Source organism: Polyangiaceae bacterium, from assembly GCA_016715885.1.
Taxonomy (GTDB): domain Bacteria; phylum Myxococcota_A; class Polyangia; order Polyangiales; family Polyangiaceae; genus Polyangium.
On sequence record JADJXL010000016.1, the window covers coordinates 264744 to 280959 of the forward strand.

A 16216-nucleotide genomic window follows, 5' to 3' on the forward strand; every position below is an offset into this window, starting at 1 on the left:
TCAGCGCGGGCGAGCGCCAGGGGGCAAATCGATGTGAGCAACGCGATCGCCGTAGACGATGTTGCGGATGAATTCCACGTTCAAGAATTGATGCGGGAATCCAAGGTCGACACGGCTCGCATTGTTCAGACGTTCGACGTGTTCGGGCGCAAGGGTGAAATCGAGCGCGCCAATCACGTCCTGAATTTGCGATACTTTGCGTGCGCCAAAAATGGGCAGAATGTCCGGACCTTGGCCACGCACCCAGTTCGTCGCGACTTGCGTCGACGTCTTGCCAAGCTCGTCGGCAATCTTGTCGACCTCGCGGGCGATGTTCATGTTCCGCTCGGACAAACGACTCGCATTGCCAGCGGCGCGTTTGGAATCCTCGGGCTTGCCGCCCGTTCGCGAATACTTGCCCGTGAGCACGCCGCCGCCGAGGGGTCCCCAAGGCGTGACCGTCAAGCCGAATGCGCGCGCCATCGGTATCAAGTCCCGCTCCACCGTTCGTTCGATCAGGCTGTATTCGATCTGCAACGCGGCAAATGGCGACCACCCGCGAAAATTCGCAATGGTATTCGCTTGCGACACGACCCATGCCGGGACGTCCGACACGCCGACGGCAAGTACTTTGCCCGAACGCACGAGATCGTCGAGCCCCCGCATGACCTCGTCGACGCCCGTCGTGAAGTCCCACGCGTGCACCCAAAAGAGATCGATGTAATCGGTCCCGAGTCGTTTGAGGCTCGCATGGACCGATTGCATCATATTCTTGCGCGAATTGCCGCAAGCATTGGGATCTCCAGAAGCCATTGCGAGGGTGAACTTCGTCGCGAGCACCCACCGATTGCGATTGCCGGCAATGATCTTGCCGCAAATCTCTTCGGATTGCCCTTCGTGGTATTTGTTGGCCGTATCCAGAAAGTTCCCGCCGGCTTCGGCGTATGCTGCGGCGACTTCGAGCGATTCGGCCTCGTTTGCCCCATTGCCCCACCTGTCGCCGAACGTCATCGTGCCGAGGCACAATTCGGAGACTTTGATTCCCGTATTGCCCAAGAGTTTGTAACGCATCGTCATCCCCTTTTTCACGTCGGAAGTTTGGCCGACAAGAACGATTGCAACTTAATGACGTTCTTCTCGTCCCGCGTAAACGATGGCGCCGTGTACATCTGCGACCAATTCGTTACTTCATTGATGAAATTATTCCGCACGGCATCGTCGTCGACGATTTCGTCCACCGTTCGCCCTCGCGCAGCTCCTTTCGTCAATTCCCGCACGTACCGTTCGAGCCGCGAGTAATCCTTGCCCAAAAGCTCCGCGATCAGCGGCTTGTCCGCAGCGAGCCGCGTGAGCACCGGCGCTTCGTTCCGCATGTCTTGCGATTCGGTGACAATCAGCGATGCCGCCACGCGCAGGACGAAAGCATCATCCAAAAACCCGAGGTCCTCGACGCCGTCCGGAATCAGATCCAACGACTTGAACAGGTAGTTCAACGCTCCCGCCGCGTACTTCTTGACCGAAAGCGATGCCGACGCCGACGCCAAGATCTTCGACATGTCGGCCGCATCTGCGCCGAGCGTGCGAAGCCAGTCGGGGAATGAGTTCAAGCAACGCGTTTCCAGATCCGTCAGCATGGAGTGTCTCCTCGTCGTAGTCGCCCGGCGCGATGGTCGCTCGCTTGCCGTCCGCGTTCAAGGCGTAGCGACGCGAAGCGCTGGCTTCTGCGGCCGATAGCTCAGAACACGAAGCGCGTTCATCGAAAAAACCTTCAGGATGTCGTCGTTCGTCCACCCGCGTCGCCGCAGCTCCGTCGCGAGCGCGGGCAGACGAGATGCATCCTCGAGTCCCTCGGCAGGATCGATGTCCCCATCGAAGTCACTGCCGATCGCAACATGATCGATCCCCGCAAGCTTCACCATGTAGTCGAGCTGCTTGATCACGTCGGTCAGCTTCGCCTTCGTAGAGTTTGAACAGACAAACGGGGCGTGAAAGTTCAGGCCCGCGACACCTCCCGTTCGGCCGATGTGGCGCAGTTGATCGTCCGTCAAGTTGCGCGAAACTTTGCACAGAGATCGGGCGTTCGAGTGCGTCGCGACAATCGGTGCTCCGTACGAATCCGCGATGGGGACGAGGTCCGTGAAGCCTGCATCGGAGAGGTGAGAAACATCGACGAGCGCGCCCTTTTCATAGACGCGCTTGGCAAAGTCCTTGCCGAGGTCTGTCAATCCAAACTTGGCACGCTGCCCCGTCGCCGCCGAAGCAAGCTTGTTGTTGCGCGCATGAGCGAGACTCACGAGGCGCACGCCGCGATCGATGAACCGATCGATCGCCGTGATGTCATCGGCAAACGCACCAGCTCCTTCGATCGCCAAAAACGTCGATATTCGCCTTGGATCGGCCAATCGCGACCCGAGCGGGAGAAACAGGCTGCTCGCATCGACGACGCTTCGAGCAGCATCGTAGAGCGCTTCGGCATCGGCGATCTTCGGCCCACCCTTGATCTTGTCCGAGATGTAGATCGGCAGCACGATGCCGCCGTAGTTCCCAGCCTTGATCGCGTCGATGCGTAATTGCCCTTCGACGAGCTTCGGCGATCGCCCACGATCGCGCACCTGCCAAGGCACGTCGGCATGCAGATCGACGACCATGAACGTTACGTCGGGCTCGGCTGCAAAAGCGACCGGAGCGAGCATTGAAACGAGCACACCGAAAGCGAAGGCCGTGACGCGTTTCATCGTCCGCCTGCAAGAAATCCTGCGACGAAACCGATGCCAAGACAAACCGCCGCGATCACGGCCACGAGCCACCATGGCGCTCCCGAGCGCGCCGAGCTTTCCTCCGGCAGCGTTCGTCCTGGTGGAACTGGCGAGTGGAGCACCTGAACTTGCGGCGCAACAACCGCTACGACGGCGTCGGCTCCACCACTCACGCGCGTGTGCCCCGCAGGCGCGTATTGCGCGCGAGCGGTCGTCGTGAGCGGATTCAGTTGCGGCCTGGCGTTGGCACTTGCGGGCGTCGTATCGGCGACGGCCATGGAGCCCGCTGGAGCGGATACTGCGGCTCCCGTGGGAGCCACGAACGCCGACGCCTGCATGATCGACGTGCCCTGTTGGGACGTTCTCGGCGCACCGGCAGCAGGCGCGACATCCATGACGGGCATCGCCAGCGACGTTGCTCCATAAGCCGCTTGTGATGCATTGGCGCTCATGATCGCTGCGAGCGCACGTGTCATTTCATCTGCGGTCTGGTACCGCGCGTTCACGTCCTTGGCGAAAGCGCGCTCGAAAAACGCCGAAAAGCGCGCGTGCTCGGGCGCAATGCTCTCGATGGGCACCGGCGAGCCGACGATGACTGCCGTGAGGCGCGTGAAGTCGTCATCACCTCGGAACGGGAGCGCGCCCGTGAGCATTTGATAAAGCATCGTGCCCATCGCCCAGAGATCGGCGCGATGATCCACCGACTTGGCGCTCTTGATCTGCTCGGGACTCATGTATCCCGCTGTGCCGATGAGTGCTCCGGTGCGTGTTTTCGACCCCATCCCGCCCGCTGCATCCATGATCTTTGCGATCCCGAAATCGAGCAGGCGCACGAAATCGTTTCCGCTCGGATCTTTGGAGATGAAAACGTTGTCGGGCTTCAGATCTCGATGAACGATCCGAGCTGCATGCGCGGCGCCCAGCGCCGAAAGCACTTGGCTCATGATCGGCCACGCTTCCTCGGCACTCATGGTTTGTCCTCCATCGAGGCGATCTCCGAGCGACTGGCCGTGAAGCAGCTCCATCACCATGTACGGCGAACCATCTTCCGCAACGGCGGACTCGATCACCGAGACGATGTTCGGATGCGCAAGGTTCTGCGTCGCTTGTGCTTCCGCGAAAAACCTCTGCCGCACTTCCTCCATCTTCTTGAATTCTTCGTGCAGTACCTTGACGGCGCGTTTGCCTTCGGCGCAGTCGGCTTCGTACACGGCGCCCATGCCGCCCTCGCCCAGAAGTTTGACGAGACGAAAGCGTCGGTTGAGAACGGCGCCAACGAGTTGTTCGGCGGGGCTTTGCATGGCCATGGGGCGGAAACTCTATCAGAAGCAGTTGGGGTGGATTCAAGGCGACGCGGATGCGACGGCAGACTTGCGTGCGTTCGGGCTTGCAGCAAGCGGCGCTGCGAGCGCTTCTCCCGGCGAGCCATTGCCGTAAAGGACTTCATAGGCCGCAAGGCTGGTCATGACGCGCTTGGTGTAATTGCGCGTTTCTTCATACGGAATTTGTTCGACCCAAAGATCGAAGTCCTCGTTCGGGCGCTCGGCAATCCAATCTTTCGGCTTGCCTCCGCCCGCATTGTAACCAGGAATGGCGAGCAGCGGATTGTCGGGAAACATGTTGCGCAGCACGGACAAATATCTGCATCCGAGCGCGATGTTGATTTCAGGGCGCTTCAAAGATTGCGCATCACCCGGCAAACGCAGAGGTTTGGCCATGCGCTTGGCTGTGGGGACGATGAGCTGCATCAATCCCACTGCATTGGCGCTCGAAACGACGCGCGGATCGAAAGCGCTTTCTTCGCGCATGATGGCGTATGCGAGCGCTTCCGGGATGCCACTACGCGTCGTCTCCGCCGTGACGGAGGGCAAATACGGCCTTGGAAAAGCGATTTCCCATGCGCTCCGCCACGATCCGGCGGGATAATGGTCCGTCCAATCCGTGAATTCGGCCCGAGTGGGCGATTGCGTAGCCGTGGCCGATCGAAGAATCTGGTGCGCTTCTTTCGGCGAACCGACGCGTGAAAAAAGAAGCGCCGCGGCCCAGAGCACTTCGGGCGGTGCCGTGCGAGCGCCCACGCCGAGGCGATCGAGCTCGTAGCGCGCAAATCGTGCTTCTCCCTGGCGCGCCAATTCCACGGCTCGGACAAACTCGCCCTTTCCAAAAACGGGGCTCTTCGGCACGGCTGGCGCCCCCGCTTGCCCATCGCGCGCCAAAGCATCCGCCAATATTTTTTTCGCCGCTGCACCATTTTGGTCGCTCAAACGCGCGTACGCGAGCGCCATGTAAAACGACAGCGGGTATTCGTTGATGACGTTCGCGAGCAGGGTTTTTCCTTGCTCGATGGCTCCCGTCTCGATGCGTGCTCGCCCCAAGTAATACGGCAGGCGCCCTGCCGAATGATACGCTCGCTCATGCGGGGCTCTGGCCAGCGCTTTTTCGAGCGGCGCAATGGCACCGGCCCAATCACGTTTCACCATCCGCGAAAGAGCCAATTGAAACAAACCGTCCTCGACCATGTCCCCTTCGGGATAATCGTCCGGCATCGATGTCAGCATTTGGGAAAATCGGACATCGTCTCCGAGCTCGCGGACGGCATAGGCTCCTTTCAATCGAGCATCGTCGGCCAATCGATGCGTCCGGAATTCTTGTTCGAGCATTCCATAACGCTGCGCGGCGTCCGCATGACGTCCCGCTCGAGCAGCCGCTTTTCCTGCATGCCACAATGCTTCCACCCGGCGACTTGCTCCGGCGCATCGTTCAATGGCGGTACCATACGCATCCGAGCCTTCGTTTCTCTTGCGCAGGCGAACCATGGCTTCGGCACGCGTGATCCACACGTTGCACGCGAAATCGCCAGGATTGGCCGCGAGCGGATCGGCCACGAGCGCATCGGTCGTGCGTAAAGCTTCGCGGCTTTGTCCCGCATCGAGCTGGGCTTTGGCGCGCGCGAAAAGTTCGTCTTGCGTGGGTGATTCGAAGGCTTTGCGCCTTGGAAAAGGAAGGCTGCCCAGCGCATCGTTTTCAATCGCTTTCGCCTCGGCATGGCCGGCGCCCGAGGGACCTTCGTAAATGACCCTGCGCGCCAAACCAATTGCTTCTTCCGCGTGTTCTTCGGAAGGTTTTTGTAAGAGCGCCCGAGCGACTTTCAGCGTCACTTCGACCCAGCGCGCGGGATGTCCATGCTTGCCGAGGTACGCACGATAATGAGGCATCGCGGCATCCAGGTCGCCTTTGCCGAGGAGTGCGTCGGCTCGAAGGAGCGTCAACGATTGCGTAATCGGCAATTCGGCAGGAATCTTTTCGATGTGCGGCAACGCTTCGGCAGGTTTTTCCGCGCGAACCAAAAGATCCGCCGCCTGAAAACGAGCGTAACCTTCGAGCGCTCCGCCGAGCGCCGCCGCGGATTCGAAAGCGCGCGCCGCACCGAGCGGATCGCCTGCGAGCGAGCGAATGAGGCCGAGTTGATAACGAAACGCGCGCTCGTCGTCCATCGACGGACGCGGCTCGGCATAAAGCACCGCCTCGAGCGCCTTGCCTGCTTCGACATACGCTTCACGTGTGAACGCAGCTTTGACGGCCGATAGACGCGGGTCGTCGAGCACCGGCGCGAGACGGCCCGGATCGAATTCGACGGCTTCCCCCGGAGCCGCCTGAGGCGCGGCTGCAGACGGCGCTGCGGCGAGCGTCGTGGCGGCCGCCGCGACGGACGCCGATGCGGCTGGGTTTCCCGCGGATGCTCCACTGCCGAGGTACGGGGCCGACACGGCTGCGCATCCGAGCGCAACGAGGACCAGCGCAGGAAGCGCCCAGACCACCGAGCGGCGGTGGAAGTGAAGTGGGAACGAAGGACGACGCACGAACGGAAGCTTAGCGCGAAATGCGCGGATTGCCCAAAAGAACGATCAATCCGCGATCTTGGCGAGCTTCGGTTCTTCCTCGATGGGCATCCCCAGAGCCGCGGAAATTTGTTCCCGCGCCCGCGCACCCAGAGCGACCGGATCATCGCCGAACGTTTCCGGCATGATCGGTTCCAGGATCTCCACGCGAATACGCGCCCTGAACGACAAAAGCGGACTATCTTCGAACACGAGGCCCGATGTGCCCGTGATCGCTATCGGCACGATGGGTACCTTTTCTTCAATGGCCAAGACAAACGCGCCTCGACGAAACGGAAGCAGCCTGTCGCCTTTGTTGAACGTGCCTTCGGGGTAAATGTAGACGGGAATTCCCTTTCGGATCCAATACCTACATCGATCCATCATCTCGCGGGCCGACGCCGAATCTCCGCGAACCAGCGGAATGTACCCGCAAAGCTTCATCGACCAGCCGACCAGCGGCGTCTTGAAAAGAATTGCTTTCGAGACGAATCGATATTGCGTCGCAAGACCGAACGAAACGAGAATGTCTGCAAGCGATTGATGGTTCGCCACGAATACCGAACCACCCTTCGGAATGCGTTCCCGTCCGACGAACTCGATCTTCCACCACGGGTTCATCCGCAGGTAGTTGAACATCCACCCGTTGATGTACCAGTGCATGAAACGCCGCTCGCGATCGATGCCGAGCAGATCGAGCAGCAGGTGGATCGAAGCGCCCACGACGAACCCCGCGGACGCGGTGACGACGAAGAAGCACCAGAAAAACGTGGAGAATAGAATCTGGGCAAGGCGCATCCGAAGCCGTCCGTCTCGGGGTAGTCCATCGGAACTTTCGCGTCAAGGAAGGCCGCATGTGCACGTGCGCTGCGTGCAGATGTCCCCGATCGCTGCGGAACATGATATGTCCCGGCCAGCATGAAGAACGACGAGCGGGACGAAAGTTCGCGCGGCGAAGAGCGCGAAGCGAGTGAATCCGAGGCCGTGAAGAACGAGGCCGAGAGCGATGCGGCGAGCGAATCCGAAGGCGCATCCGATGCGGAAAACGAAGCTGAAAGCGATGCTCCGGCGAGCGACGAGAAGGCGGCCGCAGGTGAAAACAAGGCGCCATCGTCCGACCGCTCTGCGCAGAAATCAGCTTGGAATCCGCGTCCCGTCGTGACGCCAAGGGTGGGCTACGCGCTGAGCGTGCTGACGGCGTTGCTCTACTTTCTCGCGTTTCCCGGGACGGCAGCGCGCCCGTTTGCATTCGTCGCGTTCTTCGCCTTCGTGCCGTGGCTCTACGCCATCCGCGGACAAACCCCACGCATGGCCCTCAAAATGAGCTGGCTCATGATGTTCGTCGGCGCCTCGTGCGGGTTCTACTGGCTCGTGAACATGCTCGAGGTCTTCAGCGGCTTCCCGCTGCCCTTGTGCGTGCTTTTCGCCGCGATCCTCAACGTGTACCAGTCCGGTCGCATGGCCGTCACCGGATGGCTCTACGGCCGCGCAACCGAGCGTGGATGGCCGCATGCCCCCGTGTTCATCGCCGCGTTCGTCGCCGGCGAGCTCGTTTATCCGCTTCTATTTCCCTGGTATGCCGGCGTCACGATGCACGACTGGCCCATCATGATGCAGGTCGCGGACCTCGGCGGACCTTTTGCCGTGAGCGTCATGCTGATGGGCTCGAACTTGGCCATTGCCGAATTGATCGAAGTTTATCGGCGCATGCCTGCCAATCGAGTCACGATGGCGGTTGGATTTGCCGTTCCCGTGATTGCGGCGCTCTACGGCAAAATTCGCATGAGCTCCATCGATGCGAAAGTCGCGAATGCCGAAAAAATTCGTGTCGGCATGGTGCAGCCCTACAACGATTTGTTCAATCGACGGGATGCCTTGCGCACGCACCTCGACATGACGAAAGAGCTTCAAAAGAAAGAGCCCGTCGATCTCGTCGTATGGAGCGAAGCGCCGCTCGGTCGCGCATTTTCGGAAGAACGTTACAAACAAATGGTGAAGTTCGACGTGACTGGCAAACTCGGCGTGCCCAGCATCGTCGGCGCATTGCTCGTGCGCCAGCCCGATCGCACGAAAGACCCGACGGCCAAGCGTGACTTCTTCAACGTGGCGCTCATGGCCGATGAAAAAGGAAACATCATCGGTCGTTACGACAAACAATTTTTGCTCATGTTCGGGGAATATTTGCCGTTTGGCGACGTGTTCCCCATCATGTACAAATGGTCGCCCAATTCGAGCAAATTCACGCCGGGCACGTCCTTCGCGCCGCTCGAATGGAAGGGTCATCGCATCTCCACGATGATCTGTTACGAAGATATTTTGCCGAGTTTCGTCAACAAACTCGTCGCGGCCGGTGATCCCGACTTATTCGTGAATCTCACGAACGACACGTGGTTCGGCAATACGACCGAGCCATGGATTCACTTGGCGCTCGCAAAATTCCGGTCGATCGAGCATCGATTGTATTTGATCCGCGTGACCAACAGCGGCGTGTCCGCCATCGTCGATCCCAACGGACGCGTCACGGTTCACGGGGGCGTCTACACGAAAGAAAGCATCATTGGCGAAGCGCGATTCTTGCGCGAGCGCACCGTGTATTCACGCATTGGCGACGCACCCTGGTGGACCCTGTCCTTGCTCGTGGGGATCGCCGCGTTCCGCAAGCGCAAGGGTACCAATGCCGCTCGATCGTGAAAAGCCAATAGCCACTTCCGACAAACCAAGGCTCCCCTGGTTTCGTGAAGAGCCCTTTGGTGCGTGGGTTCGTCTGGACGATCGAACGCTCGTCGCGGTCGATCACGGCTTGGCGGGGCGTCTCGGCGTACCGCTAGGAAAAACCAATTCTGCGAAATGCCCGAACGGCCCGCTCGAAGCGCACGTATCCGTCACGTCCCGCTGTTTTGCGCCCTGTACCGATTGCTACTTGGACGCAAAGCCCGATGGATACATGCCATCGCACGAAGAACTGCGCGAAAGAATAGTGGCATTGCGCGATCTCGGGGCATCGACCATTGCGTTTGGCGGGGGTGAACCGCTCTTGCGGAATGATCTCGGGGATCTCGCAGCATTTGCTCGCTCGTTGGGAATGGTCCCCGTGATGACGACGAGTGGGCTTGGTTTGTCCGAGGCGCGTGTCGCCGAGCTCCGGGCGTTTGCGCAAATCAACATAAGCCACGACGGCGTGGGTGGTGCTTACGCGTCCGTGCGAGGTTTCGACGGATCTCGCGCGGCAGAACGCGCAATGGAGCTGCTCTCGCGCGCCGGTATTGCCGTAGGAGCGAACGTGGTGGTCACGCGCGAATCATTCGAACAACTGCGACAAACGGCGAAACGCGTCGCAGACCTCGGCGCAGGGGAAATGCAGCTTTTGCGGTTCAAACCTCAAGGGCGAGCGGCGCGCTTGGCGTACCTGGAGAAACGATTGGCGCCGGCCCAGGTGCGCGATTTATGGGCCGTCATTGCGGACATCATTGGCGAGCGAAGGCTTTCCGTGCGAATCGATTGTGCGCTCGTACCGCTCTTGTCCGAGGCGCTCTGCGAGCTTCCGGATCCGGCGCAAACGCTGTCGTCACTCGGCGTTTTTGGTTGTGAAGCCGGGCGGAATCTCGGGGCCGTCGATGCGCATGGGCGTTTTTCCGCGTGCAGCTTTTCTCATGCCTCGACGGGCGCATCGAGCGACGTTGCGAACGCATGGGCAAACGACGAGGACCTAAAGCGATTTCGTCAATACCATGTTTCGCCGGACGAACCATGTCGATCGTGTATTCTGTTTCCTGTTTGTCGTGGCGGATGCCAAGTCGTTTCGCGTCATGCTGGTGAAGGCGCATTCGGGCCGGATCCAGAATGCCCGCGTGTGCGGCGCAAACGCGCTTCCGGGGCTTCTACGTGATGGATCCGTGCGCTCCGGATGATGCCATTTTTCTTTATGGCGCAAGGCGCCTGCTCCTCGTGCTCCATGCAGCGGGAAGCATCGTGCTCGTCGGGGCATCGACGCATCATGCGCTGCACATGCGGTACTATCTTCGACACAAGTTTGTCCGCGTGGCGCAGGAAAAACTGTGGGCAAAGGTCGTAGCAGTTGCGTACGTCTTCACGTTCGTCATCGGGGCGCTTTTGTATCCGACGTATCGCTACCACGTGCGAGGCCTGTACCTCGACCGGTTTGCCCCGACGTACGCCGGATTGTTTGACGTCAAAGAAGTGTACGCATCGCTCACGTTGGTCGTCGCGGTGGGCCTCGGAGCGCTCGCATTTGCCCTGCGTCCTGCCGAAGAGCGGTGGCTCGTGCGCGTGTATGCCGTGATGAGCTTCCTCGTGTGCGGTGTCGTTTGGCTCAACGTCGTGCTCGGACTGCTGGTCACGTCCGTACGGGGGATCGGATGATGGATGCATCGATCTCCACAAGCCGTCCTTCACCGTCGGCGCGGCTTTTCGTCGCGTTTCTTGCGGCTCGTCTTGCGTATGGGTTGGCCTTCTTGGTGAGCGCGATGCGCAAGTCTCCCGTGCCTTGGTACATGCCGCTCGAGCGCCGGTTTGTCTTTGCGTCACGCCCGGAGGGGCTAGGCATGGACTGGTACGGGCGAACGGCGCTGGGGCTTTTCGCGGCGCTTGCCGTGGGTCTCTTGGCGTATGGTTTGTCTGGGCGATCGACGTGGCTCTCCAAGCCAAACGTCGTGCTCTCCGTAGCGCGTGCAGGCGGCCTCGTGCTCGTGCTCGACTTCGTCTACTTCGGTTGGGCGCTCATGACCCAGACGCCCGATCCGTGGCCGTTGCCCGCGTGGTATTGTCCGCGGTGAGTCGAGCATCGTGCATCCCGTCGCCATCGTCGTGTGTGCCTTGTGGATCGCCGTTGCGACGATGACGGCGGCGATTCGTGGCGTGCGCGGGGCAAAGGAAGGTCGTTTGCGGCTCGCGATGACGCGGCTGAAAAGCCCTACGATTTACCTGTTTGCGGCCTATCTGCTCATCGCCGCGCTCGTGACGCCAAAGTCGCCGGGTGAAACGACATCGCCTCTCATGTGGCTCGCGTTTTCCATCCCGTTGGCAAACGCGCTTGCGGTGCTGTCGGCCGCGGGCAAGCCGAAGCCTTCACGCGCTGAAGCGCTTGGTCTGGCGCTGCTTCATGGTGGTGCGGTGCTTGCTGCGGCGGCGCTCATCCTCGCCATCGCGTCGCCGCAGTTCGTGCCGACGTGGCTGGGTGGACCGGGCGCTCCTGTCGAACTGCGTCAGTAGCCGCGTCGTGCAACGACGTACGCGTTGCGTTCGATCTCGTGCGAAGACGCCGTCACGACGGCCGTGGACGTGTGCTCGCGGACGCGCAGAACACGGACTTCGGCGTACGTTTCGTCGGGGAATGCCTTGTCGTCGCCAGTGGCGGCAATGTCTTCGGTCTTGGCGGGACGATCATCCTCGATGACGGGTCTCACGGTGGCGAACTTTCCAGCGCCGCGCACCGAGAAGCGCCAGCGATCACCACGTCGCAAACCGAAAAAGCGCATGCCGGGGACGACGCCCTCCTCTTTGCCTTTGTCGAGAAAAACCACTTGGTGCGTGCCGTAAAACGCATGCGGATAAAGAGCTGCGATGATGCGAGCCTGCAGGTCCTTGTCGCTCTTGACGGGTGGAACGATCAAGAAGCTGCGATCGACGGGACCAGCCTTCGCACCTCGTTCGATGACGTCGATCGATTCGATGATGCGCCCGCGCGCCATGCGTTCGTCTTTGTTGATGCGATCGATGCGCACGGTGCCGCGAATGGACACGAGGGTACCTTTTTCGGCTGCCGCACCGCTCGTTACGAGAGGCCGGAAGAGGACCAAGGTTTGTCCCTGTGCAACCTCGCGCTCTTTGCCGTCTTTGTCCTTGCCCAGCTTGACGTACACGTCGTCGCCTTCGCTGAGCATCATCTTTTCCGATGGGCTTCCGACGACTTCGCCCCACACGTCGTCGGTCTTGTCGTCGAGCCAGCCCACGTCGCGCAGAAAGACGGTTTGCGGCGGAACGCGCGCGCCCTTGCGCAGCCCGAGGTTCATTGCGGCAGGGCCCGTATCGGACGCATCGCGAAGTCGGACCTGATCGCCGGGATAGATCCAGTGCGGGTTCTGGATTTGCGCGTTCTGCGCCCACAGCCGCGGCCAGCCGTAGGGATTGCGGTAGTAGCGCCCCGAGATGTCCCACAGCGTGTCGCCCGAACGAACCGTGTGCATCTCGGGCACGATCTGGCCTTCGATGACGTAGCCGCTGTTCTCACCACCTCGCACGGTCTCGCTCGCTCCTGGATCCGGAAGCAAGTCGAAGCCGTCGGTCGAGCGTGACGTGTCGATCGATGATCGCGAGCTCGAAGGCAGGTGCCCGTCGGGATTGAAACCCGGTTGCGGATAGCCCGGAACGACCACTTGCGTCGGCGGCGGCGCGGGCGCCTGCACGATGGTGACTTGAGGTGCACCAGCGGGTGTTGCGCCAGGGGCCGTGTCTTGGGCGCTCGAATCGAACGCGGCCAGTGAAAGGATGGCGAGAAGGGTCGCTGTGAGGGCCTGTCGTTGCTTCATCGTGGCGTTCCTGATCCAGTCTTCGCGGGCCGCGGTTGCACGGGTGGTTTCGATGTGCGCGGGGACTGCGCAACCACTTCGCCTCGTCCGGTGGATCGAAGCACCGGGCGAGGTTCGTCTTGGTCGACCTCACTGGCAGTCGATGTTTCGTCTTTGGACGCAGCGGGTTTGTCCGCTTGTGGCGATGTTTCGGGGGTTGGCGTCAAGCGCAGGACGTCTAGTTTCGGGCGATCTTCGTCTGCTGAGACGGCGGCCTTGGGTGCGGACTCGGGCGCCGCTTTGGGCGTGCGCGTTGTTTCGAGGGCTTCGACGCGCGCCATCAAGATCGCGTTCTCTGCCCGCATTCGCACGAGCTCTTGCTGGATCGCCGAAAGCTCTTTGCGCGTGGGGCTGCCATCTTTGGCGCATCCCACGGACGCGGTCGCAACGGCGAGAGTGCAGACGAGAATTCGCATTCGATACGATGCTACTTCGTCGCTGAGCGGGTGGCCAAAACTACGGCAAATGAGCGTCTGGTGGACGGGCTTTGACGGGCGGGGGGCAACTTCTGGTAGGGTCGCCGTTCGAGGATGAGGATCATGCCGAAGCAACTCAACAAACTCTTCTCCGTCTCGCTTGCTACTTTGGCTGCCGCCGTGGCTCTCGTGTCTTTCGTTCCGGGCTGTGGCGAAGAAGCCATGGATGATGGCTGTTTCGATTACGCGAGCTTCAAGAGCGACTCGCGCACCGTTTCGTTCCAGACCGACGTGCTCCCCGTTTTCCGCAACTCGTGTGGTTTGTCCGCCGCGTGTCACGGCAGTGAATCAGGACCTGCGGGTCAGTCGTACCTCGGGCCGCCCTCGATTGATGGCATGGCGACGCAAGCGCAGATCGATGCGATCTTCACGCAAAACGTCGGCGTGAATTCGACGAAGGCTGCAACGATGAAGATCGTGGATCCAGGCAGCCCCGAGACGAGCTTCCTCATGCACAAGATGGACAACACTCTCAAGTGTGCCGACGTCAAGTGCGAGGCGGGATGTGGTGGCTCGATGCCGCTCGCCAACCCGATCCTCGGCGACAAAGATCGCGAGACCGTGCGTCTTTGGATCGCGCAGGGAGCGAAGAAAGATTGATCGGGCGTTTGTCCGGACACATCGTCGAGGACTCGGCCGAGGGCGTCGTCGTCATCGACGTCGGGGGGGTCGGCTACGAGGTCAGCGTGCCCCTCGGTGCGCTTGGACGAGCTTCGCGTGACGACAGCGGCATCGTCACGCTCTACGTGCACACGCACGTTCGAGAAGACACGTTCGCCCTCTACGGGTTTCCTTCGCGCGACGATCGCGCTGCATTCCGTGAGCTCATTGGCGTCTCGAACGTCGGCCCGAAGATTGCCATGGCAATTCTCGGAGGTTTGTCCGCGGGCGAGCTCGCTTCGGTGATTGCTCGCGGAGAAGTTGCGCGTCTCGTTGCCGTTCCTGGAATCGGCAAGAAAACTGCGGAGCGGCTCATCTTGGAGCTCAAAGGAAAACTCCAAGCTGCTCCCGTTGCCGCAGGCAAGGCTGCGGCTCAGGCGGCCCCGCCGGCTCCGGAAGGCCAAGCCGAACTGCTTGCGGGCGCTCTCACGCGCATGGGATTCCGGCCTGCGGAAGCGGAACGCGCCGTGACGGCGCTCGGTGCCCGTGTGAAGACCGAGCCTCTCGGAGATCTCGTTCGAGACGCGCTTGCCGTTCTTTCGAAGAAGTAGCTGCGACCAACGTCCGTCCAGGAGTGGCGCGCTGCACCACCGAGCAGCCCAGTTCTTCCGCGCTCCCGTGCACAGGCGCATGTTCGATGGAGCAAACGGCCATCAAGAACATGGACGGCGGACGGCCTACGCGAATATGCTGCACGCGCGATCGGGCTGGCTTGGATGGTTATGCCCGAGGAGGCGCCGTGATTACGTGTCCGAAGTGCAGCAAGGATAACCAGGATCACTACAAGTTTTGCCTTGGTTGTGGGGCGGAGTTGCCGCGAGACGCGGCGCCGAAAAAGTTCGCAGCAGGAGGAACGCCGCCGCACGGAGTTGCAGCGGTCAAGCCGGCTGTCGTCGAGAAGGTCGACAAGGAAAAAGAAAGCGCGCAAGCGGCCGTGCCGACCACGCGTTCATCGGCAGCCTCGTCGCCCGCGGTTCCTGCCGTGGCGCTTGCTCCATCCGCGGCCCCCGCAGCACCAGCTCCCGTCGTTGCACCAGCGCCGGTGTTGCCTCCCGTTGCGGCAGCAGCAGCCTCGTCGCCAGCCGGTGCCGTCATCTGCGGTGACTGCAGTCATGCGAATGCAGCGACCAATCGATTCTGCGCGTCGTGTGGTGCGAAGCTCGCGAAGCCTGCAGCAGCCCCCGCAGCCGCAGCCGCTCCGGCTCCTGCAGCCGCACCGGCTCCGGCCACGACGATGGTCGTTCTGACGGCTCTGCGCGCCGACGGATCCGAAGCTGGTTCGTACAACTTGCCGTCCGCTCCGACGACGATCATCGGTCGCGATACCGGTGCCATTTTCGCTGGCGACAGCTACCTCTCCCCGCGGCATGCGACCTTCAGCGTGAAGGGCACCAAACTCACCATTCGAGACGAAAGCTCGCTCAACGGCATCTATCGCAAGTTGAGGCGCGATGATCCGATCGTGCTTGCGTTCGGAGATGTCTTCCGCATCGGTCAAGAGATCATGCGAATCGAGACGCTGACGACCGTCCCCGCGACCGCCGATGGAGTCGAACGACTTGGCAGTCCATCGAAAGGGTACGTCGCTCGTCTAGCGCTCATCACGGGTCGCGATACGTCTGGAAACGCGTTCCCCATTCCCGAGGCTGGGCTTCATCTCGGCCGCGAACGAGGCGACATCCTGTTCCCCGAAGACGGCTACGTCTCGGGATTGCATTGCCGCCTCGCATGGGAGAAAGATCATATTGTCCTGACAGACCTTGGGAGCTCCAACGGAACGTTCGTCCGCTTGGGTGCGGAGACCGAGCTCGTCGACAACGACGTCCTCCTCATGGGACAGCAGCTCTTCCGCGTGAACATTCGCTCCTGACGCCCGCACGCGC

General features: G+C 61.2%; 16 protein-coding genes. 8 read left to right on the forward strand and 8 right to left on the reverse strand.

What is annotated here, in order from left to right:
- The 6 genes from IPM54_18655 to IPM54_18680 all read right to left on the reverse strand — a co-directional run bounded on the left by IPM54_18655 (position 1) and on the right by IPM54_18680 (position 7411).
- Complete coding sequence (locus tag IPM54_18655; protein ID MBK9261809.1) at positions 1-1050, reverse strand: aldo/keto reductase; 1050 nt, start codon at positions 1048-1050, stop codon at positions 1-3.
- Between the two features lie 14 nt (positions 1051-1064).
- Positions 1065-1610 carry a DUF1232 domain-containing protein gene (locus IPM54_18660; protein MBK9261810.1) on the reverse strand — a complete coding sequence of 182 codons (546 nt, stop codon included), beginning with the start codon at positions 1608-1610 and terminating at the stop codon, positions 1065-1067.
- A gap of 60 nt (positions 1611-1670) precedes the next feature.
- A complete protein-coding gene (locus tag IPM54_18665) occupies positions 1671-2714 on the reverse strand; it encodes a membrane dipeptidase (protein MBK9261811.1) in 1044 nt (347 codons plus the stop codon).
- The gene (locus IPM54_18670; GenBank protein MBK9261812.1) at positions 2711-4042 is read right to left on the reverse strand and encodes a protein kinase; all 1332 of its coding nucleotides are present in this window, start codon (positions 4040-4042) and stop codon (positions 2711-2713) included. The genes IPM54_18665 and IPM54_18670 overlap by 4 nt, the downstream gene beginning before the upstream one ends.
- Positions 4043-4078: 36 nt before the next feature.
- On the reverse strand, positions 4079-5950 hold the full coding sequence (locus tag IPM54_18675) for a lytic transglycosylase domain-containing protein (GenBank protein ID MBK9261813.1): 1872 nt from the start codon (positions 5948-5950) through the stop codon (positions 4079-4081).
- A gap of 690 nt (positions 5951-6640) precedes the next feature.
- Positions 6641-7411, reverse strand: a complete 771-nt coding sequence (locus IPM54_18680) for a 1-acyl-sn-glycerol-3-phosphate acyltransferase (GenBank protein ID MBK9261814.1) — start codon at positions 7409-7411, stop codon at positions 6641-6643.
- 120 nt (positions 7412-7531) lie between these two features.
- On the opposite strand from IPM54_18680, the gene lnt reads away from it, so the two are divergent.
- Genes lnt through IPM54_18705 form a run of 5 tightly spaced genes read left to right on the forward strand, consistent with a single transcriptional unit; the run spans position 7532 to position 11842 of the window.
- Entirely contained in the window at positions 7532-9304 is a 1773-nt protein-coding gene (gene lnt / locus IPM54_18685) for an apolipoprotein N-acyltransferase (protein MBK9261815.1), read from the forward strand.
- Positions 9288-10499, forward strand: a complete 1212-nt coding sequence (locus IPM54_18690) for a radical SAM protein (GenBank protein MBK9261816.1) — start codon at positions 9288-9290, stop codon at positions 10497-10499. The genes lnt and IPM54_18690 overlap by 17 nt, the downstream gene beginning before the upstream one ends.
- Complete coding sequence (locus IPM54_18695; protein ID MBK9261817.1) at positions 10496-10993, forward strand: hypothetical protein; 498 nt, start codon at positions 10496-10498, stop codon at positions 10991-10993. The genes IPM54_18690 and IPM54_18695 overlap by 4 nt, the downstream gene beginning before the upstream one ends.
- Positions 10990-11406 (forward strand): hypothetical protein, encoded by a 417-nt coding sequence (locus tag IPM54_18700; protein ID MBK9261818.1) that lies wholly within the window; start codon positions 10990-10992, stop codon positions 11404-11406. The genes IPM54_18695 and IPM54_18700 overlap by 4 nt, the downstream gene beginning before the upstream one ends.
- Before the next feature lie 10 nt (positions 11407-11416).
- Positions 11417-11842: a hypothetical protein gene (locus IPM54_18705; GenBank protein ID MBK9261819.1), complete on the forward strand. Its 426-nt coding sequence runs from the start codon at positions 11417-11419 to the stop codon at positions 11840-11842.
- On the opposite strand, the gene IPM54_18710 is transcribed toward IPM54_18705, so the two are convergent.
- Both IPM54_18710 and IPM54_18715 read right to left on the reverse strand, forming a co-directional pair.
- Positions 11836-13158 (reverse strand): LysM peptidoglycan-binding domain-containing protein, encoded by a 1323-nt coding sequence (locus IPM54_18710; protein ID MBK9261820.1) that lies wholly within the window; start codon positions 13156-13158, stop codon positions 11836-11838. The genes IPM54_18705 and IPM54_18710 overlap by 7 nt on opposite strands.
- A complete protein-coding gene (locus IPM54_18715) occupies positions 13155-13613 on the reverse strand; it encodes a hypothetical protein (protein ID MBK9261821.1) in 459 nt (152 codons plus the stop codon). The genes IPM54_18710 and IPM54_18715 overlap by 4 nt, the downstream gene beginning before the upstream one ends.
- A 123-nt stretch (positions 13614-13736) precedes the next feature.
- Here IPM54_18715 and IPM54_18720 point away from each other — a divergent pair, with 123 nt between their 5' ends.
- The 3 genes from IPM54_18720 (at position 13737) to IPM54_18730 (ending at position 16203) form a co-directional block, all read left to right on the forward strand.
- Positions 13737-14273: a hypothetical protein gene (locus IPM54_18720; protein ID MBK9261822.1), complete on the forward strand. Its 537-nt coding sequence runs from the start codon at positions 13737-13739 to the stop codon at positions 14271-14273.
- The gene (ruvA, locus tag IPM54_18725; protein MBK9261823.1) at positions 14270-14884 is read left to right on the forward strand and encodes a Holliday junction branch migration protein RuvA; all 615 of its coding nucleotides are present in this window, start codon (positions 14270-14272) and stop codon (positions 14882-14884) included. Before IPM54_18720 ends, ruvA begins: the two co-directional genes overlap by 4 nt.
- Before the next feature lie 188 nt (positions 14885-15072).
- Positions 15073-16203, forward strand: coding sequence for an FHA domain-containing protein (locus tag IPM54_18730; protein ID MBK9261824.1), 1131 nt, complete (start codon positions 15073-15075; stop codon positions 16201-16203).
- Positions 16204-16216: the final 13 nt, after the last annotated feature.